This window comes from Cellulosimicrobium arenosum, assembly GCF_014837295.1.
In the GTDB taxonomy this organism is placed as follows: domain Bacteria; phylum Actinomycetota; class Actinomycetes; order Actinomycetales; family Cellulomonadaceae; genus Cellulosimicrobium; species Cellulosimicrobium arenosum.
Genome location: NZ_JACYHB010000001.1, coordinates 15,736 through 38,198, shown reverse-complemented (window position 1 = coordinate 38,198; position 22,463 = coordinate 15,736). Strand labels below are relative to the sequence as shown.

The window sequence follows — 22,463 nt, the reverse complement described above, 5'->3', positions numbered from 1 at the left end:
CGTGAGGACTTCCCCCTGATGACTCGTATCGATTCGATCGCGCCTGCGACCGACTCCTCGACCCGCGCCCCGCTCGCGGCCGGCGACCTCGTGCACGTCGGTCCCGGCGACGCCCCGCGGTGGTGGCGCGACGCCGTGATCTACCAGGTCTACCCGCGATCGTTCGCCGACGGCGACGGCGACGGGATCGGTGACCTGCCCGGCATCACGGCGCGGCTCGACCACCTGGCAGAGCTGGGGATCGACGCCGTGTGGCTCAGCCCGTTCTACCGCTCACCCCAGAAGGACGCGGGCTACGACGTCGCCGACTACCGCGACGTCGACCCGCTGTTCGGCACGCTCGCGGACTTCGACGAGCTGCTCGCACAGGCGCACGCGCGCGGCATGCGCGTGGTCGTCGACCTCGTCCCCAACCACACGTCGGACCAGCACGCCTGGTTCCGGGCCGCGCTGGCCACGCCGGAGCGATCCCCCGAGCGCGCTCGCTACCTGTTCCGCGAGGGCCGCGGCGAGCACGGCGAGCTGCCCCCGAACAACTGGCAGTCGATCTTCGGCGGACCGGCGTGGACGCGCGTCACGGCCGGCGCGGACGCCCACCCCGTCACCGGCGCCGTCGGCGAGGTCCCCGGCCAGTGGTACCTGCACCTGTTCGACTCGTCCCAGCCCGACCTGGACTGGACCAACCCCGAGGTCCGTGACGACTTCGAGGGCGTCCTGCGGTTCTGGCTCGACAAGGGCGTGGACGGGTTCCGTGTCGACGTCGCGCACGGCATGATCAAGGCCGACGGCCTGCCCGACTGGGACGGCAGCGTCTCCATGGTCGAGGGCACCGAGGGGGCGACCGACGCGGGCGCCCCCGAGGACGGCTCGACCGGCGCCGGGAACTCCGGGCCGATGTTCGACCAGGACGGAGTGCACGAGATCTACCGGTCCTGGCACCGCGTGCTCGCCGGGTACGACGGCGACCGCGCGCTCGTCGCCGAGGCGTGGGTCGAGCCGCTCTCGCGGCTCGCGCGCTACGTCCGCCCGGACGAGATGCACCAGGCGTTCAACTTCTCGTTCCTCACGACCGGCTGGTCGGCCCCCGCGCTACGACGCGTCGTCGCCGCGTCGCTGCACGCGAACGACGCGGTCGGGGCGCCCACGACGTGGGTGCTGTCCAACCACGACGTCGTGCGCCACGCCACGCGTCTCGGGCTCGCCGAGCCGGGGGCGCGTCCCAACGGGCTCTTCGCGAGCGACCCGCAGCCCGACGAGGCGCTCGGGCTGCGCCGCGCCCGCGCGGCCTCGCTGCTCATGCTCGGCCTGCCCGGCTCGTCCTACCTCTACCAGGGCGAGGAGCTGGGGCTCCCCGAGCACACGACCCTGCCGGACGACGTCCGGCAGGACCCGGCGTTCTTCCGCACCCGGCGCGCCGAGGCAGGTCGCGACGGCTGCCGCATCCCGATGCCCTGGGAGGCGGCCGCTGCAGGCTACGGGTTCGGTCCGAGCGGGAAGACCTGGCTCCCCCAGCCCGAGTCGTACGGGCGCTACGCCGCCGACGTCCAGCGGGGCGTCGAGGGCTCGACCTACGAGACGTACCGCGCGGCGCTCGCGACGCGCCGCGCCGAGCGCCTCGGGGGCGGCGACCTCGCCTGGGTCGAGCGCTACGCCGCCTCGGCCGACGTGATCGCGTTCCGCAACCGGGACGTCGTCGTCGTCGCGAACCTCGGGGACGAGCCCGTCGACCTGCCCGGCGGCGTCGAGGTGCTCGTCGCGTCCGGCCCCGTGACGACGGACCGCTCCGCCGACCCGCAGGTGCGCGTGCCGTCCGACACGACGGTCTGGCTCCGCACGCGCTGAACCGGCCGGCCGGGTCCTGCAGCAGGGCCCCGGCCGCGGCCGTTCCCTGGGCGTCAGCCGCCCGAGACGCTCAGCTCGGCCTCGCGCAGCCGCTCGGCGAACGCGCCGTCGAGCTCGCGCGAGTCGAGCCAGCCGTAGGGCAGGTGCGGCTGCCTGGGAGACCCGGCACGGCCGCGCTGCCCCTCCGCGGGCTCGCCCGGGTACGGGGAGTCGAGGTCGAGGTCGTCGAGCAGCGCTCGCAGCTCGGCAAGGGTCGAGACCATCGCGAGCGCACGCCGTGCGTCACCCCCGACGGGATACCCCTTGAGGTACCAGGCCATGTGCTTGCGCAGGTCGCGCATGCCCTTGCCCTCGTCCCCGTCGAAGTAGTCGATCATCAGCTCGCCGTGGCGGTAGAGCGTGCCGGCGACCTCGCGGAGCCCCGGGCGCACGCGGTCGGGCCGTCCCGCGAAGGCCGCGGCGAGGTCGGCGAAGAGCCAGGGCCGCCCCTGGCAGCCGCGACCGACGACGACGCCGTCGCACCCGGTCTCGTGCACCATGCGCAGCGCGTCCTCGGCGGACCAGATGTCGCCGTTGCCGAGCACCGGGACGTCCGTGACGGTCTCCTTGAGACGGGCGACCGCCTCCCACTCCGCCGTGCCCGAGTAGTGCTGGGCAGCGGTGCGCGCGTGCAGGGCCACCGCGGCCGCACCGAGGTCCTGGGCGACGCGGCCCGCCTCGAGGTACGTCAGGTGGTCGTCGTCGATGCCCTTGCGCATCTTCACCGTGACCGGGACGCCGGCCGGTCGCGCGGCCTCGACCGCGGCGCGCACGATCCCCGCGAACAGGTCCCGCTTCCACGGCAGCGCGGCCCCTCCACCACGGCGCGTCACCTTGGGGACCGGGCAGCCGAAGTTCAGGTCCACGTGGTCCGCACGGTCCTCGTCGACGATGATCCGCACGGCCTCCCGCACGGTGACCGGGTCCACCCCGTACACCTGGGCGGACCGCGGGGACTCGTCGGCGCCGAACGTGACGATACGCAGCGCCTCCGGGTTGCGCTCGACCAGCGCACGGCTCGTGACCATCTCCGCGACGAACAGTCCGGGATGCTCGCCCGTGCTCGCACCGGCCTCGCGGCAGAGCGTGCGGAACGCCCGGTTGGTCACGCCGGCCATCGGTGCGAGGACCACCGGGGTCTCGATCACGTGCGGGCCGATGTGCAGCGGAGGCAGCACACGGGACGACTCCGTGCGCGCCGCGAGAGGGGAGGTCGTGGCGGTCACGCGTCCCATTGTCCCATCACCGGGCCGACCCACCGCTCGACGAGCGAGCGACACCGACCTGTGCCAGCATTCCGTGGTTCGGCAATCCGTGTCGGACAAGGACGGAAGGGACAACATGCCTCTCTGGCTCATCCTCGTCATCGTCGGTGCGGTGCTGCTCATTCTGGGCGTCGCCATCGAAGCTGCCAAGGTGCTCATCTGGATCGGCATCGCCGTTCTCGTCGTGAGCCTCGTCATCGGTCTGCTGAACCGGGCGAAGGGCGCCGCGCGCTAGCGCAACGAGAAGCAGGGGCTCCGCCGTCCGGCGGACACTTACCGTCCGGGGGCGGGGCCGCGAGGCCCCGCCCTCGGTGGTTGGCACTCCCACCACCCATCGACAGGGAGCTCCGGCGTCGTCGCGATCGTCGTCGGCGTCGTGCTCGTGCTCGTCGGGCGGGGCAACCGCAAGGTCGGGAGCTGACCGGCACGGACGCTCAGGAGCCGAGCAGGTGCCCGCCCAGGTACTCGCTGACCTTGTCCAGCGCCACCCGCTCCTGGGCCATCGAGTCGCGATGACGGATGGTGACCGCGTGGTCGTCGAGGGTGTCGAAGTCCACCGTGATGCAGAACGGCGTGCCGATCTCGTCCTGGCGACGGTACCGACGACCGATCGCACCGGCGTCGTCGAAGTCGACGTTCCAGTACTTCCGCAGCTCGGCCGCGAGGTCCTTCGCCTTGGGCGAGAGCTGCTCGTTGCGGCTCAGCGGCAGCACGGCGGCCTTGACCGGCGCGAGGCGGTGGTCGAGCCGGAGCACGGTGCGCTTGTCCACCCCGCCCTTCGCGTTGGGCGCCTCGTCCTCGGTGTACGCCTCGACGAGGAACGCCATGAGCGAGCGCGTCAGGCCGGCGGCGGGCTCGATGACGTACGGCACCCAGCGCTCGTTCTTGGTCTGGTCGAAGTACGACAGGTCCTTGCCCGAGTGCTCCGCGTGGGTCCTGAGGTCGAAGTCGGTGCGGTTCGCGATGCCCTCGAGCTCGCCCCACTCGGAGCCCTGGAAGCCGAAGCGGTACTCGATGTCGACCGTGCGGGTCGAGTAGTGCGACAGCTTCTCCTTCGGGTGCTCGTAGAGGCGCAGGTTGTCACGCGCGATGCCGAGGTCGACGTACCAGTCGGTGCGGGCCTCGATCCAGTACTGGTGCCACTGCTCGTCGGTCCCGGGCTCGACGAAGAACTCCATCTCCATCTGCTCGAACTCGCGCGTGCGGAAGATGAAGTTGCCCGGGGTGATCTCGTTGCGGAACGACTTGCCGATCTGGCCGATGCCGAACGGCGGCTTCTTGCGGCTCGCACCCATCACGTTCGCGAAGTTCACGAAGATGCCCTGCGCGGTCTCGGGGCGCAGGTAGTGCAGCCCGGACTCGTCCTCGACGGGACCGAGGTGCGTCTTGAGCATCATGTTGAACTCGCGCGGCTCGGTCCACCGGCCGCGCGTCCCGCAGTTGGGGCACGCGATCTCGGCGAGGCCGCCTTCCGGGGCGCGGCCCTTCTTCTCCTCGAACTCCTCGATCATGTGGTCCTCGCGGAACCGCTTGTGGCAGTTCAGGCACTCCGTCAGCGGGTCGGTGAAGACGCCGACGTGGCCCGAGGCGACCCACACCTGGCGTGGCAGGATCACCGACGAGTCGAGGCCGACGACGTCGTCGCGGCTCGTGACGGTCGATCGCCACCACTGCTTCTTGATGTTCTCCTTGAGCTCGGTGCCCAGGGGTCCGTAGTCCCACGCGGAGCGCGTTCCTCCGTAGATCTCGCCCGACGGGAAGACGAACCCGCGCCGCTTGGCGAGGGAGACGACGGCGTCGAGACGGGCGGTGGGCGAGGGCACAGCGGCCACTGACATCACTCCTGGAGCTCACGGCCCCGCACGTGGCTCGTGGGGGCTGGACGGGTGGGCGGGCGCCGCGTCGGCGCCGACCGACCACACTACCTGCCGGTGACCGTCCGCACCGGGAACTTCACCGGGAGTGGTTTTGACATTCATTCTCACTAAGGCGGACAATGGAGACCATGATCCCATCCCCCGCCCCGCGCCGTCGGGCGTCCGTCGGTGCAGCCGTCCTCGCCACCAGCCTCGTCGTCGCCGGCTGCTCGACCGGGGCCGGTGCGGCCGACGACGGGCGGCTCCAGGTGCTCGCGTCCTTCTACCCCCTGCAGTACGTCGCCGAGCAGGTAGGCGGCCCGCACGTCGCGGTCTCCAACCTCACCCCGCCCGCCGCCGAGCCGCACGACCTCGAGCTCGCTCCCGCGCAGGTCCGCGAGATCGGCGACGCCGACCTCGTCGTCTATCTCTCGGGCTTCCAGCCCGCGGTCGACGAGGGCGTGGAGCAGCGCGCGCCGGAGCACGTGGTCGACGCCGCAGGAGCGGCGCACCTCGAGGAGCACCCGAACGGTGCCGGGGCCCCGGGCGGTCAGGACGACGTCGAGCACGACGAGCACGAGCACGCCGAGCACGAGGACGACCACGACCACGGCGCGCTCGACCCGCACTTCTGGCTCGACCCGACCCGTCTGGCGGCCGTCGGGGACGAGGTCGCCGCCGAGCTGTCCACAGCCGACCCCGACCACGCGGACGAGTACGCGGCCAACGCCGCGGAGCTCACCTCGTCGCTCGACGACCTCGACGCCGAGTACGCCGACACGCTCGCCCCGTGCGCGGGCGCGACGCTCGTCACGTCGCACGAGGCGTTCGGCTACCTCGCCGAGCGCTACGACCTCGACCAGGTGGGGATCGCCGGGATCGACCCCGAGGCCGAGCCCTCACCCGCCCGGCTCCGCGAGGTCGGCGAGGTGGTGCGCGACGCGGGCGTCACCACGCTCTACTTCGAGACGCTCACCAGCCCCAAGGTCACCCAGACCCTCGCGGACGACCTCGGGGTCGACGCCCAGGTGCTCGACCCGATCGAGAGCCTGGCGGACGGTGCGACGGACTACCGTGAGGTCATGCAGAGCAACCTCGACGCCCTGACCTCCGGGCTCGTGTGCGGATGAGCGCTCCTGACCCGGCGGCGCCCTTGATCTCGGCGCGTGGCGTGCGCGTGCGGCTCGGTGGCAGCGAGATCCTGCGCGGCATCGACCTCGACGTCCGCGGCGGCGAGATGGTCGCGCTGCTCGGTGCGAACGGCTCGGGAAAGTCGACGCTCGTACGCTCTCTCGTGGGCGTCACGCCCCTCGCGGCCGGCAGCGTCGAGCTGTTCGGCACCCCGCTCGGCCCCCGTGTCCCGTGGACCCGGCTCGGCTACGTCCCGCAGCGCGTCAGCGCGCAGTCGGGCATGCCGTCGACGGCGGCCGAGGTGGTCGCGTCCGGGCTCCTGAGCCGCTCCCGGCTGCGCCTGCCGCGCGACTGGCGCGACCGGGCCGCCGCGGCGCTCGACCTCGTCGGCCTCGCCGACCGGGCCGAGAGCGCGACCTCCGAGCTCTCGGGCGGCCAGCAGCAGCGGGTGCTCATCGCCCGTGCCCTGGTGCGCGAGCCGGACCTGCTCGTCCTGGACGAGCCGGTCGCCGGGGTCGACGCACCGAGCCAGCAGGCCTTCGCCACGACAATGACCCGGCTCGTCGGCGACGGGCTCACCGTGCTCGTCGTGCTCCACGAGCTCGGCGCGCTCGCGCCCCTGGTCGGCCGTGCCGTCGTCCTGCGGCACGGCAGGGTGGTGCACGACGGCGCCCCGCCGCGCCCCGCCGTCGGGCACGCGAGCGCCGCGCACCAGCACCTGCACCCGCACGCCCCCGCGGACCCGGCCGGGACCGCGCCCCACCTCGGCCTCGAGGACTCCTGGCAGCCCGACCGAGAGACCACGCACGGACCGAGGACGGACTCATGATCAGCGAGCTCACCGCGATGCTCACGGACCCGCTCATGCAGCGCGCACTCCTCGCCGCGATCCTCGTCGGCGTCAGCGCCCCCGTCGTGGGCACCTACCTGGTGCAGCGCCGCCTCGCGCTGCTCGGCGACGGGATCGGCCACGTCGCGCTCACCGGCGTCGCGCTCGGCTGGCTCGTCGGCGCCGCCATGGGTCTCGTGCCCGCCGACGTGCTCGCGATCCCCGGCGCCGTCGTCGCGGCGGTGATCGGCGCCGTCGCGATCGAGATCGTGCGCGAGCGCGGCCGCACGAGCGGAGACCTCGCGCTCGCCCTGCTGTTCTACGGCGGCATCGCGGGCGGCGTCCTGCTCATCGGGATCGCGGGAGGCTCCTCCGGAAGTCTCATGCAGTACCTCTTCGGGTCGATCTCGACCGTCACCACGGCGGACCTCGTGCTGACGGTCGTGCTGAGCGCGGTCATCCTGCTCGTCGGGCTCGGCCTGCGCGCCGCGCTGTTCTCCGTGAGCCAGGACGAGGAGTTCGCGCGCGCGTCCGGCCTGCCGGTCCGCGCGCTCAACATCGCGGTCGCGGTCGTCGCCGCACTGACCGTGACGGTCGCCATGCGGGTCGTGGGCCTGCTCCTGGTCAGCGCGCTCATGATCGTGCCGGTCGCCGTCGCGCAGCTCCTCACCCGCTCGTTCCGTCGCACCATGCTCGTCGCGTCGGTCGTGGGCGTCGTCGTCTGCGTCGCCGGCCTGACCATCACCTACTGGTACTACCTCTCCCCCGGCGCGATGATCGTCGTGCTCGCGCTCGGGGTCTACCTCGTGATCTCGCTGGGCCGCGCCGTCGTCGTGCGGCGGCGCCCGCACCCGGCGCACGACCCGCACCCCGACATCCCGGACGACCTCGAGCTCGACGCCACCGGGCGACCGGGCAAGGCCACGACCACCACGGGACCGGGAGGTGACACGTGCAACGCATGACCCGCCAGCGCGCCGCCGTGACGGACGCGCTCGACGACCTCGACGACTTCCGCAGCGCGCAACAGCTCCACGAGCTGCTGCGCGCACGCGGCGACGGGGTCGGGCTCGCGACCGTCTACCGCACGCTCCAGTCGCTCGCGGACGGCGGCGAGGTCGACGTGCTGCGCACGGAGGAGGGCGAGAACCTCTACCGCCGCTGCGAGCGGCGCGAGCACCACCACCACCTCGTGTGCCGCACCTGCGGGCGCACCGTCGAGATCGACGGCCCCACGGTCGAGGCCTGGGCGACCCAGGTCGGCACGTCGCACGGATTCACCGACATCCAGCACACGATCGAGCTGTTCGGCACGTGCGCGAGCTGTGCGGCCGTGCCGGGACCGGTCGACGGCGCACGGTCCTGACGTGCCCGACTCCCTGGACGACGCCCCGTTCGCGATCCTGTTCGCGTTCTTCTTCGGTGTCGTCCTCGTCCGCACGCAGGCGACGTACTGGCTCGCCCGTCTGGTCACCGTGTGGTCGCTCGACCACAGCCGCCCCGTGCGCCCCTGGGTGGCGCGCGTGCACGCCTGGCTCTCCGGCGCCTCGACCGCGCGCGGCATCGCCGTGCTACGACGCTGGGGGGTCGTCGCCGTCCCCGCGTCGTTCCTCGCGACCGGCACGAAGACGGTGGTCAACGCAGCGGCGGGCGTCGTGCGGATGCCGTTCGCGCGGTACCTGCCGGCGATGCTCGTTGGCTGCGTGGTCCACGCGACGATCTACGCGACCGTCGGCTGGGCGGCGTGGGTCGCGGCCACGGCGGCCGTGACCGGCTCGCCGTGGGGTGCGGCCGCTCTCCTCCTGCTGGTCGGCGCGGTCGTGGGGATGCTGATGGTCGCCCGGCGACGTCGCGGCGCCCGGGCCGGGACCGTGACGTCCGTGGGGTCGCCGGACGAGCGATGAGAACGGCGGCCGCCGACGGTCCGCACCGCATGACCACCTTCCTGCTCGTGCCCGGCGCCGGGGGGCACCCGGTGTCGTGGCGGCTCCTGGCCCCCGTGCTCACCGCGCACGGGCACCGTCCCGTCGTCGTCGACCTCCCGCACGACGACGAGCGGCTCGGCTGGGACGGCCTCACGGACGTCGCGCTCGAGGCCCTCGCCGCCGCCGGGCCGGACGACGGCCGACCACCCGTCGTCGTCGCGCACTCGATGGGCGCCTACGTCGGCGGGCTCGTCGCCACGCGGGTCCCGGTCCGGCTGCTCGTGCTGCTCAACCCGATGATCCCCCTGCCCGGGGAGTCGGGCGACGACTGGTCGGCGGCGACCGGCTCGGCGGCAGCGCGCGCGGCCGCCGGGCTGGGTCCGTTCGACCCTGTCGGCGACTTCTACCACGACGTCCCGGCCGACGTCGCCGTCCAGGCAGCGGCCGCCGACGACCGCACGCCGTCCGCGCGCAGCTTTGCCGAACCGTGGCCGGCCGTGGCCTGGCCGGACGTGCCGACGGTGGTGCTGCAGGGACGCGACGACCGGCTCTTCCCGCTCGCGTTCCAGCGCGCGGTGGCACGGGACCGCCTCGGCCTCGACGTCGAGGAGATGCCGGGCGGCCACCTGGTCGCGCTGAGCCGACCGGTCGAGCTCGCCGAACGGCTCGAGGCGCTCGCCGACGCGGCGGCGCGGCCGCCGACCTGATGCCGTCGGCACGGCCCCTACCGCGATCAGGTCAGCCCGCCGGCCCGACGGCGTCGACCGCACCACCGTACCGACGGTCGCGGCGCGCGAACTCCTCGACAGCGCGCCACAGGTGCCGGCGGTCGACGTCCGGCCACGGTTCAGGCAGGAACACCAGCTCGGCGTACGCGGCCTGCCAGAGCATGAAGTTCGACGTCCGCTGCTCGCCCGAGCTGCGCAGGAACAGGTCGACGTCGGGCAGGTCCGGCTCGTCGAGGTACCTCTGCACGGTGCGCTCGCTGACCTTGGCGGGGTCGAGCCGTCCGGCGGCCGCCTCACGCGCGATGGCGGCCGCGGCGTCGGCGATCTCGGCGCGGCCGCCGTAGTTCACGCACATGGTCAGGGTGCACACGTCGTTGCCCCTCGTCTGCTCCTCGGCGACCTCGAGCTCCTTGATCACCGACGTCCACAGCCGGGGCCGACGGCCCGCCCAGCGCACCCGCACGCCCCACGAGTCCATCTCGTCGCGCCGGCGCCGGATCACGTCACGGTTGAAGCCCATGAGGAAGCGGACCTCCTCGGGCGAGCGCTTCCAGTTCTCGGTCGAGAACGCGTAGGCCGAGACGTGCTTGACGCCTATCTCGATCGCGCCCGCCACGACGTCGAGCAGCGCGGCCTCGCCGGCCTCGTGACCCGCCGTGCGGGGCAGACCGCGAGCGTTCGCCCACCGGCCGTTGCCGTCCATCACCACGGCGACGTGCTGCGGGACGAACTGTTGCGGGATCGACGGCGGCCGAGCGCCGGACGGGTGCGCGTAGGGGGGCAGCACCGGGCGCGAGCGGCGCGGCATCAGGCTCCCGTCCCGACGTCGTCCCGCTCCACCATGCGCAGTGATCTCAACGTTCTCTCCAGGTGGTAGTGGCCGTAGGCGGCGACGAGTCCGCTCGCCTCCTTGCGGTGCCGCACGTCGGACGCGTCGGCTGTCTCCCACTCCCCCGCGAGCAGCGCCGCGAGCAGGACGAACGTCTCCGGGGCGGGGGCCGTCGACCCGGGCGGACGGCACCGGGAGCAGACGGCGCCGCCCTGCGCGACCGCGAACGCGTGGTGCGGTCCCGGCTCGCCGCAGCGGGCGCAGTCGACGAACGACGGCGCCCAGCCGGCCACGGACAGCGCGCGCATCAGGTAGGAGTCGAGGACGAGGTTCGGGGCGTGCGTGCGGTCGGCCAGCGCGCGCAGCGCACCCGCGAGGAGCCAGTACTGCTGGACCGCGGGCTCGTGCTCGTCGGCGACCAGCCGGTCGACCATCTCCAGCATCGGCGTGCCCGCCGTGTACAGGGAGTAGTCCTCGCAGATGCGTCGGGCGTACGGACCGACGGTCTCGACCTGGGTCACCGTGTGCAGGGACCGTCCCGTGTGGAGCTGGACGTCGATCACCATGAACGGCTCGAGCCGCGCACCGAAGCGGGAGGTCGTGCGCCGCACGCCCTTGCCGACCGCGCGCACCTTCCCGTGCTCGCGCGTCAGCAGCGTGACGATCCGGTCCGCCTCGCCCAGCTTCTGCGTGCGCAGGACGATCGCATCGTCTCGGTAGAGGACCACGGCCCCATTGTCCGTCATCGCGCCCACATCCTGCGGAGGACACCGGTGCCGGGGCGCGGCGCTCGCGCGGCCCTAGGAGGCCGCGCCCTCCGCGCGGTTCACGGCCGAGACGATCGCCTTGAGCGAGGCCGTCGTGATGGACGCGTCGATCCCGACGCCCCACAGCACGTCGTCGCCCACCTGGCACTCGACGTAGGCGGCCGCCATCGCGTCCCCGCCCTCGGAGAGTGCGTGCTCGGCGTAGTCCAGGACCCGCACCTCGACCCCGACCCGCGCGATCGCGTCGACGAACGCAGCGACGGGGCCGTTGCCGGTCCCCTCCAGGGTGAGCTCCTCGCCCCGGTCCACCACGTCGATGCTCAGGGTGTCCGGCCCCGCCTCGCTCGAGGACGTCCGGGTCCCCCGCAGCTTGAGGCGGCCCCACTGCTCCAGCCCGGACCCGGGCTCGACCGGCAGGTACGCGTCGGAGAAGATCCGCCAGATGTCGTCGCCGCTGACCTCGGACCCGTGCTCGTCGGTGTGCTGCTGGACGGCCCTGGAGAACTCGATCTGCAGGCGGCGCGGCAGGTCCAGGTGGCGCTCGGTCTTCAGCAGGTAGGAGATGCCGCCCTTGCCGGACTGCGAGTTGACCCGGATGACGGCCTCGTAGGACCGGCCGACGTCCTTCGGGTCGATCGGCAGGTAGGGGACGGCCCACGTGATCTCGTCGACGCCCGAGCCGGCCGCCTCGGCCCGCGCGGCCAGCGCGTCGAGACCCTTCTTGATCGCGTCCTGGTGCGAGCCGGAGAAGGCCGTGAAGACGAGGTCTCCCGCGTACGGGTGCCGCTCCGGCACGGCCAGCTGGTTGCAGTACTCGACGGTGCGGCGCACGTGGTCGATGTCGGAGAAGTCGATCTGCGGGTCGACGCCCTGGCTGAACAGGTTCATGCCGAGGGTCACCAGGCACACGTTGCCGGTGCGCTCGCCGTTGCCGAACAGGCATCCCTCGATCCGGTCCGCGCCGGCCTGGTAGCCGAGCTCGGCGGCGGCGACGGCGGTGCCACGGTCGTTGTGCGGGTGCAGGGACAGCACCACGTTCTCGCGGTGGTTCAGGTGCCGGTTCATCCACTCGATCGAGTCGGCGTAGACGTTGGGCGTGGCCATCTCCACCGTTGCCGGCAGGTTGATGATGACCTTGCGATCGGGGGTCGGCTCGAAGACGTCGAGGACCGCGTTGCAGATCCGCGCCGCGTACTCGAGCTCCGTCCCGGTGTACGACTCCGGCGAGTACTCGTAGTAGACGGTCGTCCCCGGGATCGTCTCCTCGTACTTCTTGCAGATCTTGGCGCCGTCGACGGCGATCGCGACGATCCCGTCCTCGTCGCTGCGGAAGACGACCTCGCGCTGCAGCACCGACGTGGAGTTGTACAGGTGGACGATCGCCTGCTTCGCCCCGTCGATCGACTCGTAGGTGCGGGCGATGAGGTGCTCACGGGCCTGCGTCAGGACCTGGATCACCACGTCGTCGGGAATGCGGTCCTCCTCGATGAGCATCCGCACGAAGTCGAAGTCCGTCTGCGAGGCCGACGGGAACCCGACCTCGATCTCCTTGTAGCCCATCTCGACGAGCAGCTCGAACATGCGCAGCTTGCGCTCCGGGCTCATCGGCTCGATCAGTGCCTGGTTGCCGTCGCGCAGGTCCACGGCGCACCAGCGCGGTGCGGCGGTGATCCGCTTGTCGGGCCACGTGCGGTCGGGCACCACGACGTCGAACTGCTCGTGGAAGGGCACGTACTTGTGGGTCGGCATTCCCGACGGCTGCTGCGGGTTCGCGAAGCGCGTGTCGGTGGCGGGGAAGTTCATCGTCGGTCCTTCGGGTCGTCCTGATCGGTGTCAGCCGGCACACCAACCACCGCGACGAGGAACCGGCTACTAGGCCTCGCCGCGGCAACGAAGGAGGAGCTGCCGCATCAGGTGCACCCCGCCACTGTACCCCCTCGCCCCGACGGCACCACGGCGTCCACCTGCTGGGCGCGTCGTGGTGCGGGACGACCTCACCCCGCCGGGACGACGACCTCCGTGCGTCGTCCCGGCGGGGTGCGTGGCCTCTCGGCGGATCGATCAGCCGCGGCGTGAGCGCAGTGCGGCGTCCACGGCGGGGTCACCCAGGTTCCCGAGCCAGTCGAGCAGGGCAGGGTAGGTGGACGGGTTCGCGGCGACCTGAGGACGCAGGTGCGGGGCGTCCTGGACGATCTGCGCGAGCACCTCGAGGGGGGTCGACGGGTCCAGCGCCTGCTGCGCCGTGAACCCCACGGGCTGTGCCGGGGCGTAGGCCTGCTGCCCGTTGCCCTGCTGCCCGTATCCCTGCTGGGTCCCTGCCACGGGGTAGCCCTGCTGTGCCGCCGGGTCCTGCTGCGCGTTGCCCTGCTGGGCATACTGCCCCGGTGCCTGCTGTCCCTGCGACGGCGCGTACGGGTCGGGCTCCTGCGCGGACTGCCCGGGCGCCGTCGGCTGCTCGCCGGAGTAGGGGGGCAGCACCGCCGTGGCCGGTCCGCCGTCGTGGGCGAGGCCGGGCCGGGCGGCGTAGCCGGAGCGCTGCGGCTCGATCGTCTGCACACCGATCACCTGCGTCGCGTCCTGTCCCGCGCCGGCCCAGGGCTGCGGCTGCTGCGCCGGGGGCCCGTACGACGTCGGGCCGTAGCCGCCCGTGTCCGGGGTCCGGGCCGGACGGGGCGCCGGGGGCGACCACTCGTAGGCACCGCTGGGGACCCCGGCCGTCGCGGAGTCGCCCGGACGGGTCTCGGCGAAGTGGTCGCGCACCTCGCGCGGGACGGTGAGCGCGTAGACGACGAGCAGCGGGAGCCCGAACGCGAGGAGCAGGTGCACCACGCCGCCGCCGGAGACGACGAGCAGGACGATCCCCAGGAGCGCGGCCGCGCCGGCGAGACCGATCGCGAGGAGCCGACCGCTCGCGGCGTCTCGCGCCAGTGCGAGGCGCGCCACGAGGGCCACGCCCGCCGCGACGAGGCCGAGGATGATGCTGAGGATCACGGTCGCACCGTGGAAACCCGCGACCAGGCTGACCACGCCCGACAGCGCGACGAACCCCGCGACCACCACGACGAGGTCGAGCGAGCGGACAGCGACCCCGGTCCACGACACGGCCGGGGGCTCGACCGCCATCGCCCGGCGCACCGCCGGCGACGCGGCGACGGCTCCGAACGCGGGGACGAGGACGAGGCCGAAGTTCCCGGCGTGGGTGCTCTCCATCAGGATCGCGAAGCTGAGCGCGAACGCCACCGCCACGAGGAGCCCCAGCGAGGCGAGTGTCAGGCGGGCGCTCTCCGCGCGCTTGATCGTCCCGAGCAGGGGAAGGCCGACGAGAGCGACGACGAGCGCCGCCTGGAGCAGGACGGCCAGCACGACGGAGACGCCCGCGTCGCTGCTCTCGACCAGCGTCAGGACCACGGTCAGCAGCACGCCGACGGCGAGGACGCCGCCCAGGACGAACAGCGACCGCAGCCACCGCTCGCCGACCTCGCGGTCCTGGTCCTCCGGGCCCAGCTCGCACTGCCGCGGCTGCGCCGCGAGGACCGCCCCGGCGAGGCCGAGCGCCACCGCCGGCCCCAGCCCGCCACGCGTACCGAGCAGGTCGATGCCGCTGAGGACGTCGATCAGGAGGTACACGACGACCAGCACCAGGTAGGGCGCGTTCGCGACGAGCCGGGCACGTCGCGTGGTGTGCACCGTCCACGTCGCAGGGAGCACCCCGACGCGCGCCACGTACGGCAGCGCCAGCGAGAACAAGGAGAGGATCGTGATGAGCACGACGTCGACCTTGCTGGAGGCCAGACCGTCCAGGCTCCACATGTGCGTGAGCGAGACCAGCAGCAGCAGGACGGCGGCGCCGTCGCGCACGAAGTCGCTCACGGGCATCCCCACGAAGGGGCTGGGCACCGGAGCCCGGGTGGGCTCGTCCGGGTCGGTGGGCGTGGACTGCGGGTTCGACGCATCGGGCTCGCCCGTGGGTGCGCCCTCCGTGTCCGGCGGGCCCTGGCCCGCACCGGCCGGCACGACCTCGGGGTCGTGCACGGCTCCGGTCTCGTTGCTCATGTCCCACTCCCTCAGCTGTCACGCCATGCCGGTCGCACGCGTGCGGGCATGCGCCCGGACCGTTTCTACAGGTTCGACCGTCGCGGCTCAAGCGGCCACGCGGCGACCTCACGAGACGGCGGTGAGCTCGTCGGAGCTGAGGAGGAAGAGCCTGCCCCCTGCCGCGAGCACGTGGTAGACGTCGTCCGGCAGGTTCCAGCGCCACCGCACGGAGCCGTCGTCGAGCGCCAGCGCCACGAGGTCGGGCGCGTCGCCCCGACGCATCCGCATCCCTTCCACCACGAACAGCGACGTGCCGTCGCTCAGCACCGGCCACTGCCCACCCTCGTCCAGCTCGGCGAACCAGCGCTCCTCGCCCGAGGCGGTGTCCACGCCGCGGTAGGCCGCGTCCGTCTGCAGGACGAGCAGTCCGTCGACGCGCACGACGGCTCGGTACCCCGAGCCGCCGAGGGCCCACAGGGAGGAACCGGTCGCTGCGTCGAGACCTGCGATCGCGCCGAAGGTGTTCGCGACGAGCACCCCTGGCGCCGACCCGTCGTCGATCGGCGGGTCGAGCAGACGCCCGCGGACCCGGAACGACGGCTCGCCGTCGCGCGTGAAGACCGTCGCGGTCCCGCGGCCGTACGCGTTCCCGGCGTACCTCCCGTCGGAGAGCTGTGAGATGGTCCACACCTCGTCGCGCACCAGCTCCAGACCGTCGAGCGTGAACGTCGCCACCGCGCCGGGCGCCGCGACGGACACCACGCCCTCCCCGACGTCGACGATGACCCCGTCGCCTCCCGGCCCCCCGGAGAGCATCTGGCCGGCCGTGTCGTCGTGCTCGACGAGCTGCTCCCACCGTGGTTCGCCCGACGCCGCGTCCTCCCGTGCCACCAGGAGGTCCCGCCCGGACCACGTCGCCCGGACCAGGTCGGAGTCGCCCACGAGGGCGACCGCCGCCGGGGCGGCCGCGACGACCCGGTCCCCCACGATGCGACCGGTCGTCGACTCGACGGTCGTCACGCGGACGCCCTCGTCCTCGACCGCCGTGGTGCACACGACCACTGCCCGCGGGACGTCGTCGACCCGAGGCATGCACGACGCGTGGTCCTCGATCTGCTCGGACTGCCAGAGCGTGGTGCCGTCCTCCACGGAGTAGGCGGTGAGCCGGTCGGACAGCGTCACGATCGCACCGGGAGCGGTCATCAGACCACCGCGCGGGTCGACGGGGACGCTCCACCGCTCCTGCGGCGGCTCGTCGATCGGTTCCAGCCCCCCGACGGCGCCCGACACGTCCGGGCGGTCCCCGGTCCCCACCGCGTCGGTGAGGACGACCGACCCGACGAAGGCTCCGGCCACCGCGACGGCGACCCACGGAACCGGGTGCGTGTACCAGCGCCGTCGACGAGACGGCCGCCCGCCGCCACCGTCCGTCGTCGCCGGCTCGGGCCGCGCCACGTCGCCCCCGGCTCCCGCACCTGCGGCACCGAAGCCGACACCACCGACGCCGCCGTCCGTGCCGTCGGCCGTGCCCTCGAGATCGATGATCTCGAACCGGACGGCGTCGTGCGCGGCAGGGGCGGAGGCCGACCCGGCCACCCGCCCTCGGGTTCCGGTCGGCGGGCCCGCGGACCGTCGACGGCGCCTCACCCCGTCAGGCTATGCCGGGACCGGGAGACCTGCCGGGCGTGGCGAACGCCCGCGGTCGACTCAGATCCCGAGCTGGTACACGCCCCAGTAGGCCAGGGTGACCAGCAGGACGACGGACCCTGCCACGACACACCACACCATGATCCAGGCCGTGGCACCCTGCGCGATCCGCACCGGCACGACGCGGTCGCCCCCGACGACGTGCCGCGGGTGCGTCGCACCCGCACGGCGCGCGGTGCGGATCTCTGCCGCGCGGTTGAGCAGCAACGCCGCCGCGACGAGCGTCGCGAGCCCCAGGAGCCGCACGGCGAGCCAGCCGCCCTGCACCACCCACGCGTCCTTCTCGTAGTCGAGCGCGAGTCGCGCGACGGAGAGGAGGTAGACGACGAGCCCGACCGTCGTCACCAGCGCTCCGAGGCCGAGGCCGAGGAGAGGCCGTCCGAAGCCGGGCGCGAGCCCACGCACTCGGCCCTCCCGCGTCCGGTCGACGCGCGTCGCGACGATCCCGGCGAGCCGGACCAGAGGTCCGAGCACGACCAGCACGCCACCCGCGACCACGAGACCGACGACGAGGTCGCCGTTGCCGAACCACCGTGGGACCGGGACGGGGCCTGCGACGAACTGCTGCGCGGGCTGCGCACCGGCGACCTGCGGGGGGGCCGTGCCGCTCTCCGGGAGCGAGGACACCCAGGCCGAGACGTCGCGCGAGAACCCGGGAGCGAGCTCGTCGTCCACCTTGATGCCGTGGTTGGCCCCGCCGTAGTACCGCACCGTCACGGCGCCGTTCCCGCCGGAGGCGGCGGCGTCGATGACCTGGTTCGCCCCCTGCTCGATCGGCATCGAGGGGTCCGCCGTACCGTAGACGACGAGCACCGGCTGCGTGAGACGCTCGAGGTAGGGCTCGACGTCGAAGTCCGCGTACTCGAACCCTCCACCCGGGATCGCCATGCCGACCGCGCGCGGGATGGCGCGGAAGACCCCGTGGGGCACGTCCGTGTTGCGCAGGTAGCTGTCCACCGCGAACGCCGCCTGCTGGCGCGGCGGCACGACCGGCGCCGACACGAGCACGACGAAGCCGATGCCCGGGTCGTCCGCCGCCATCACCGGTGCGATCCACGTGCCCTCGGACTCGGCGTACAGGCCCACCCGCCCGGCGTCCACCCCCGGCCGCGCCCGGAGCAGGTCGACGGAGTGCTCGTAGTCGAGGGCCATCTGCTCGTAGTCCCGGTGCCGGGTCGTGTACGTGTCGAGGCGCTTGTCGGGCACGAGCGTCACGACACCGGCGCTCGCGAGCTCCGTGGCGACGTCGACGAACGCCCCGGTCGCGTTCCCCGTGCCGGCGCCGTGGACGAAGACGACACCGGGCCGCTCGCCCTCGGCACCGACGGGTTCACGCACGACCCCGTGCACCGTCGTGCCGTCGAGCCGGACCGTCACGCCGCTCTGCCGCACCTCGTAGGTGCCGACGGGGTCGGCGCCGCCCGCGGGCTGACCGCCGATCGTCGTGTCCGACGTCGCGGGGGCGAGATGCTCGGTGACCGGGACCGGGTCCCACTGCGGGCCGGTGAACGCCCCGAGGACCGCGAGCAGGATCGCGAGTGCGGCCGTGGTCGCGGCGGTCCGTAAGATCACCGAGGAATACTACGCCCGCGGTCTCAGAACCCGAGCCGGTGCAGCTGCTTGGGATCGCGCTGCCAGTCCTTCGCGACCTTGACGTGCAGGTCGAGGTAGACACGTGCCCCGAGCAGCGCCTCGATGCCGTGCCGGGCCTGGGTGCCGACGTGCCGCAGGCGCGAGCCGCCGCGGCCGATGACGATCGCCTTCTGGCTGTCGCGCTCGACGAAGAGGTTGACGCGGACGTCGAGCAGCGGCGGGCGTCCGGACGCCTCGTCCCCGGTCCCCTCGCGGGGGAGGATCTCCTCGACCTGCACGGCGAGCGAGTGCGGGAGCTCGTCGCGCACGCCCTCGAGCGCGGCCTCGCGGACGAGCTCGGCGACCATGATCGCCTCCGGCTCGTCGGTCAGCTCGCCGTCCGGGTAGAGGTCGGGCCCCTCGGGCAGCAGTCCGACCAGGACGTCGGTGAGCACGTCGACCTGGAAGTCGTCCTGCGCGGAGACGGGCACGATGTCGGCCCAGCCGCCGCCCTGCTCGCCCAGGCGGTCCACCGCGACCAGGTGCGCCGCGAGCGTCGCACGGTCGACGACGTCGGACTTCGTGACCACGGCGACGACGGGGGTGCGGTGCCGCCCGCGACGGACCTCGGCCAGCTCGTTCGCGATGAACTTGTCGCCAGGACCGACCTTCTGGTCCGCGGGCAGGCAGAACGCGATCACGTCCACCTCGGTGAGCGTCCCGCGGACCAGGTCGTTGAGGCGTTCGCCGAGCAGGGTCCGCGGGCGGTGCAGGCCCGGGGTGTCCACGAGGACCAGCTGGGCGTCGTCGCGGTGCACGATCCCGCGGACGGTGTGCCGCGTCGTCTGCGGTCGGCCCGACGTGATCGCGACCTTCTGGCCGACCAGCGCGTTCGTCAGGGTCGACTTGCCGGCGTTCGGTCGCCCGACGAGGCAGGCGAACCCGGAGCGGTGCTCGGGCTGCTGCGGCGGCTTCGGGGTGGCTGGGCTCACGTGTCGGTGTCCTTCGTCGTGGTGGTGGAGCGGTCACGGTGTCGGGCACCTGATCCGATGGTAGGCACGGACCCGTCGCCGCCCGGGGCGGGAGGGGCGACGCGGGAGACGTGCACCGTCGCGAGCTGCTTGCGACGGCCCTCGACGCGGTCGGCCTCGAGCAGCAGGTCGCCGACGCGGGCCGACGAACCGGGCAGCGGGACCTTGCCGAGGACCTTCGCGAGCAGTCCGCCGACGGTGTCGACGTCCTCGTCGTCGAGCTCGAGGCCGAACAGCTCGCCGAGCTCCTCGACGCCCAGCCGCGCAGGGACGCGCAGCCGACCGTCGCCCAGGTCCTCGACCTCCGGCTCGGGCCGGTCGTGCTCGTCGGTGAGCTCACCGACGATCTCCTCGAGCACGTCCTCGATGGTCACGAGTCCGGCGATGCCGCCGTACTCGTCGACGACCATCGCGATGTGCGACGCGCTCGCCTGCATCTCGCGCAGCAGGTCGTCGGCGGGCTTGGACTCGGGCACGAAGATCGCCGGCCGGGCGACCTCGCCGACCGTGCGGGCCGGGTCACGGGCGCCCGCCTCGAGCACCCGCACCACGTCCTTGAGGTACGCGACCCCGACCAGGTCGTCCGCCGACGTCCCGGTCACGGGGATGCGGGAGAAGCCGGACCGCAGGAACAGCGCCAGCACCTTCGACAGCCGCGTCTCGCGGGACGTCGTGACCATGTCCGTGCGGGGCACCATCACCTCGCGCGTGAGCGTCTCGCCCAGCTCGAAGACCGACCGGATCAGCTCGCGCTCCTCGTCCTCGATCACGTCGGACTCGTTGACGCGGTCCACCATGTCTCGCAGCTCGCGCTCGTGCGCCTGCGAGTCCGGAGCGGGCGCGAGGCGGGTGAGCCATCGCGTCGCGGCGACGATCCCGGTCAGCAGCCCGGACAGGGCCAGCAGCACGCGCACCGCGTGCCGTCGGCCCAGCGTGCGCGGGCTCAGGCGCACCACCACGAGCCCGACGACGACGCTCAGCCCCAGTGCCACGAGCAGCACCTGCCACCAGGGCCCGAGCCACGCGGCGACGAAGAGGGTCGAGCAGGTGACGGCGGTGACCTCGGCGACGACGCGCACGAAGCCCACCGAGCGTGCCGTGGCCGCGGGGTCGGTCAGCAGGTCGAGCGCGCGGCGCACGGCGGTGGTGGGCTCGGTGCCGGCCTCCGCGGCCCCGGTGGCCTGCGCGACACCGGCGCGCGTGACGCGCAGCACCGCGGACTCGCCCGCGCTGAGCACCGCACCGAGCAGCGCCGCGGCCACGGTCAGCGCCGCGAGCAGCGCGACGGGTTCCCCGCTCACCGGTCTGCGAGGAAGGTCAGGAGGAGCCGTCGCTGCAGCGCGAACATCTCCTTCTCCTCCTCCGGTTCCGCGTGGTCGTACCCGAGCAGGTGCAGGATGCCGTGCGTCGTGAGCAGGAGCATCTCCTCGGCGGTCGAGTGACCGGCGGCGAGCGCCTGCCGGGCCGCCACCTCGGGGCACAGCACGACGTCGCCCAGCTGGCCCGGTCCCGAGACGTCACCCTCGCGGCCCGGCCGCAGCTCGTCCATCGGGAACGACAGCACGTCGGTGGGTCCCGGCTCGTCCATCCACCGCACGTGCAGCTCGGTCATGACGTCGGTGTCCACGAAGAGGACCGACAGCTCGCTCTGCGGGTGCACGCGCATCGCGTCGAGCACGTAGCGCGCGAGCGCCGCGAACTCGGCCTCGTCGACCTCGGCCTCGGTCTCGTTGTTGACCTCGATGCTCATCGCCGTCCACCGCGCCCCTCGTCGGACCTGCTCCGCCCCACCACGTCCCACCGCTCGTAGGCGTCGATGATGTCGCTCACCAACCGGTGCCGCACGACGTCCGAGGACGTCAGCCGGCAGAACTCCACGTCGTCGACGCCCGTCAGCACGTCCTCGATGACGCGCAGCCCGGACGCGGTGCCACCCGGGAGGTCCACCTGGGTGGCGTCTCCCGTGATGACCATCCGCGAGCCGAAACCGAGCCGCGTCAGGAACATCTTCATCTGCTCGGACGTGGTGTTCTGCGCCTCGTCGAGGATCACGAAGGAGTCGTTGAGCGAGCGTCCCCGCATGAACGCCAGGGGGGCGACCTCGATGGTGCCCGCCTCGACCAGCTTGGGGATCGAGTCGGGGTCGATCATGTCGTGGAGCGCGTCGTACAGCGGACGCAGGTACGGGTCGATCTTCTCCGCGAGGTTGCCGGGCAGGAAGCCGAGCCGCTCCCCCGCCTCGACCGCAGGTCGCGTGAGGATGATGCGGTTGACCTGCTTGGTCTGCAACGCCTGCACGGCCTTCGCCATGGCGAGGTACGTCTTGCCCGTCCCCGCCGGACCGATGCCGAACGTGATGGTGCTCGCGTCGATCGCCTCGACGTAGCGCTTCTGGCCGACCGTCTTGGGTCGGATCGTGCGGCCCCGGCTCGACAGGATGTTGAGCGTCAATACCTCGGCGGGCCGCGACGCGGTCGCGGCCGTCAGCATCCCGATGGACCGTGCGACGACGTCGGCGGTGAGCTGGGTGCCGGCCTCGACCACGTCGACGAGCTCGTCGAGCAGGCGGGAGGCGAGCGCGACGTCGCCGGCCGGCCCGGCCACGGCGATCTCGTTGCCCCGGACGTGGACGTCCACGGAGGGAAAGCCCTGCTCGACCGCTCGGAGGACCGTGTCGCCGCTGCCGAGCAGCGCGACCATCGGGACGTGGTCGGGGATGACGATGCGATGCTCGACCCCGTGCTCGCCGGCTCGACCGCCGGGTGCGGCGCGATGGGGTGATGATTCGCGTGGGAGGGATGTCATGGGCCGGCGTGCGCCGTTGCGCTCCTTCGATCTGACCGTGGGTTCCGTGCCCTGAGGCATGCCCATCGTACCGAGGTCGCGCCGAGGGCACACGCCCTTTCG

The 22,463-nt window shown here is 72.9% G+C and carries 20 protein-coding genes; 8 read left to right on the top strand and 12 right to left on the bottom strand.

The window, feature by feature from the left end:
- Positions 1-18: 18 nt before the first annotated feature.
- Complete coding sequence (locus tag IF651_RS00175; protein ID WP_191827080.1) at positions 19-1,842, top strand: glycoside hydrolase family 13 protein; 1,824 nt, start codon at positions 19-21, stop codon at positions 1,840-1,842.
- 53 nt (positions 1,843-1,895) lie between these two features.
- Here the strand turns inward: IF651_RS00175 and dusB are convergent, their stop codons facing one another.
- The gene (gene dusB, locus IF651_RS00170; RefSeq protein ID WP_191827079.1) at positions 1,896-3,116 is read right to left on the bottom strand and encodes a tRNA dihydrouridine synthase DusB; all 1,221 of its coding nucleotides are present in this window, start codon (positions 3,114-3,116) and stop codon (positions 1,896-1,898) included.
- Positions 3,117-3,222: 106 nt separating this feature from the next.
- On the opposite strand from dusB, the gene IF651_RS00165 reads away from it, so the two are divergent.
- Positions 3,223-3,381, top strand: coding sequence for a hypothetical protein (locus IF651_RS00165; protein WP_191827078.1), 159 nt, complete (start codon positions 3,223-3,225; stop codon positions 3,379-3,381).
- Positions 3,382-3,580: 199 nt separating this feature from the next.
- Here the strand turns inward: IF651_RS00165 and IF651_RS00160 are convergent, their stop codons facing one another.
- On the bottom strand, positions 3,581-4,984 hold the full coding sequence (locus IF651_RS00160) for a glycine--tRNA ligase (RefSeq protein ID WP_191827077.1): 1,404 nt from the start codon (positions 4,982-4,984) through the stop codon (positions 3,581-3,583).
- Between the two features lie 167 nt (positions 4,985-5,151).
- Between IF651_RS00160 and IF651_RS00155 the strand changes: the two genes are divergently transcribed.
- The 6 genes from IF651_RS00155 to IF651_RS00130 are packed head-to-tail and all read left to right on the top strand — an operon-like array spanning position 5,152 to position 9,594.
- Positions 5,152-6,132, top strand: a complete 981-nt coding sequence (locus IF651_RS00155) for a metal ABC transporter substrate-binding protein (RefSeq protein ID WP_191827076.1) — start codon at positions 5,152-5,154, stop codon at positions 6,130-6,132.
- Entirely contained in the window at positions 6,129-6,962 is an 834-nt protein-coding gene (locus tag IF651_RS00150) for a metal ABC transporter ATP-binding protein (RefSeq protein WP_191827075.1), read from the top strand. Before IF651_RS00155 ends, IF651_RS00150 begins: the two co-directional genes overlap by 4 nt.
- The gene (locus IF651_RS00145) at positions 6,959-7,927 is read left to right on the top strand and encodes a metal ABC transporter permease (protein WP_191827074.1); all 969 of its coding nucleotides are present in this window, start codon (positions 6,959-6,961) and stop codon (positions 7,925-7,927) included. Before IF651_RS00150 ends, IF651_RS00145 begins: the two co-directional genes overlap by 4 nt.
- On the top strand, positions 7,924-8,328 hold the full coding sequence (locus IF651_RS00140; RefSeq protein ID WP_191827073.1) for a Fur family transcriptional regulator: 405 nt from the start codon (positions 7,924-7,926) through the stop codon (positions 8,326-8,328). Before IF651_RS00145 ends, IF651_RS00140 begins: the two co-directional genes overlap by 4 nt.
- 1 nt (position 8,329) lies before the next feature.
- A complete protein-coding gene (locus tag IF651_RS00135; RefSeq protein ID WP_191827072.1) occupies positions 8,330-8,866 on the top strand; it encodes a hypothetical protein in 537 nt (178 codons plus the stop codon).
- A 29-nt stretch (positions 8,867-8,895) separates the two neighbouring features.
- The gene (locus IF651_RS00130; protein ID WP_191827071.1) at positions 8,896-9,594 is read left to right on the top strand and encodes an alpha/beta fold hydrolase; all 699 of its coding nucleotides are present in this window, start codon (positions 8,896-8,898) and stop codon (positions 9,592-9,594) included.
- Between the two features lie 31 nt (positions 9,595-9,625).
- Here the strand turns inward: IF651_RS00130 and IF651_RS00125 are convergent, their stop codons facing one another.
- The 10 genes from IF651_RS00125 to IF651_RS00080 all read right to left on the bottom strand — a co-directional run bounded on the left by IF651_RS00125 (position 9,626) and on the right by IF651_RS00080 (position 22,361).
- A complete protein-coding gene (locus IF651_RS00125; RefSeq protein ID WP_191827070.1) occupies positions 9,626-10,423 on the bottom strand; it encodes an isoprenyl transferase in 798 nt (265 codons plus the stop codon).
- On the bottom strand, positions 10,423-11,172 hold the full coding sequence (recO, locus tag IF651_RS00120) for a DNA repair protein RecO (RefSeq protein ID WP_191827069.1): 750 nt from the start codon (positions 11,170-11,172) through the stop codon (positions 10,423-10,425). Before recO ends, IF651_RS00125 begins: the two co-directional genes overlap by 1 nt.
- 72 nt (positions 11,173-11,244) lie before the next feature.
- Positions 11,245-13,014, bottom strand: a complete 1,770-nt coding sequence (gene leuA / locus IF651_RS00115; protein WP_191827068.1) for a 2-isopropylmalate synthase — start codon at positions 13,012-13,014, stop codon at positions 11,245-11,247.
- A gap of 258 nt (positions 13,015-13,272) precedes the next feature.
- Entirely contained in the window at positions 13,273-15,264 is a 1,992-nt protein-coding gene (locus tag IF651_RS00110) for a DUF7937 domain-containing protein (RefSeq protein ID WP_191827067.1), read from the bottom strand.
- 108 nt (positions 15,265-15,372) lie between these two features.
- The gene (locus IF651_RS00105; RefSeq protein ID WP_206715082.1) at positions 15,373-16,893 is read right to left on the bottom strand and encodes an outer membrane protein assembly factor BamB family protein; all 1,521 of its coding nucleotides are present in this window, start codon (positions 16,891-16,893) and stop codon (positions 15,373-15,375) included.
- Between the two features lie 60 nt (positions 16,894-16,953).
- Positions 16,954-18,525, bottom strand: a complete 1,572-nt coding sequence (locus IF651_RS00100; RefSeq protein WP_191827065.1) for an acyl-CoA thioester hydrolase/BAAT C-terminal domain-containing protein — start codon at positions 18,523-18,525, stop codon at positions 16,954-16,956.
- A gap of 23 nt (positions 18,526-18,548) precedes the next feature.
- Positions 18,549-19,517 (bottom strand): GTPase Era, encoded by a 969-nt coding sequence (era, locus tag IF651_RS00095; RefSeq protein WP_191827064.1) that lies wholly within the window; start codon positions 19,515-19,517, stop codon positions 18,549-18,551.
- Positions 19,514-20,857 carry a CBS domain-containing protein gene (locus IF651_RS00090; RefSeq protein ID WP_191827063.1) on the bottom strand — a complete coding sequence of 448 codons (1,344 nt, stop codon included), beginning with the start codon at positions 20,855-20,857 and terminating at the stop codon, positions 19,514-19,516. Before IF651_RS00090 ends, era begins: the two co-directional genes overlap by 4 nt.
- The gene (ybeY, locus tag IF651_RS00085) at positions 20,854-21,306 is read right to left on the bottom strand and encodes an rRNA maturation RNase YbeY (protein ID WP_191827062.1); all 453 of its coding nucleotides are present in this window, start codon (positions 21,304-21,306) and stop codon (positions 20,854-20,856) included. Before ybeY ends, IF651_RS00090 begins: the two co-directional genes overlap by 4 nt.
- Positions 21,303-22,361 carry a PhoH family protein gene (locus tag IF651_RS00080; protein ID WP_191827061.1) on the bottom strand — a complete coding sequence of 353 codons (1,059 nt, stop codon included), beginning with the start codon at positions 22,359-22,361 and terminating at the stop codon, positions 21,303-21,305. The genes ybeY and IF651_RS00080 overlap by 4 nt, the downstream gene beginning before the upstream one ends.
- Positions 22,362-22,463: the final 102 nt, after the last annotated feature.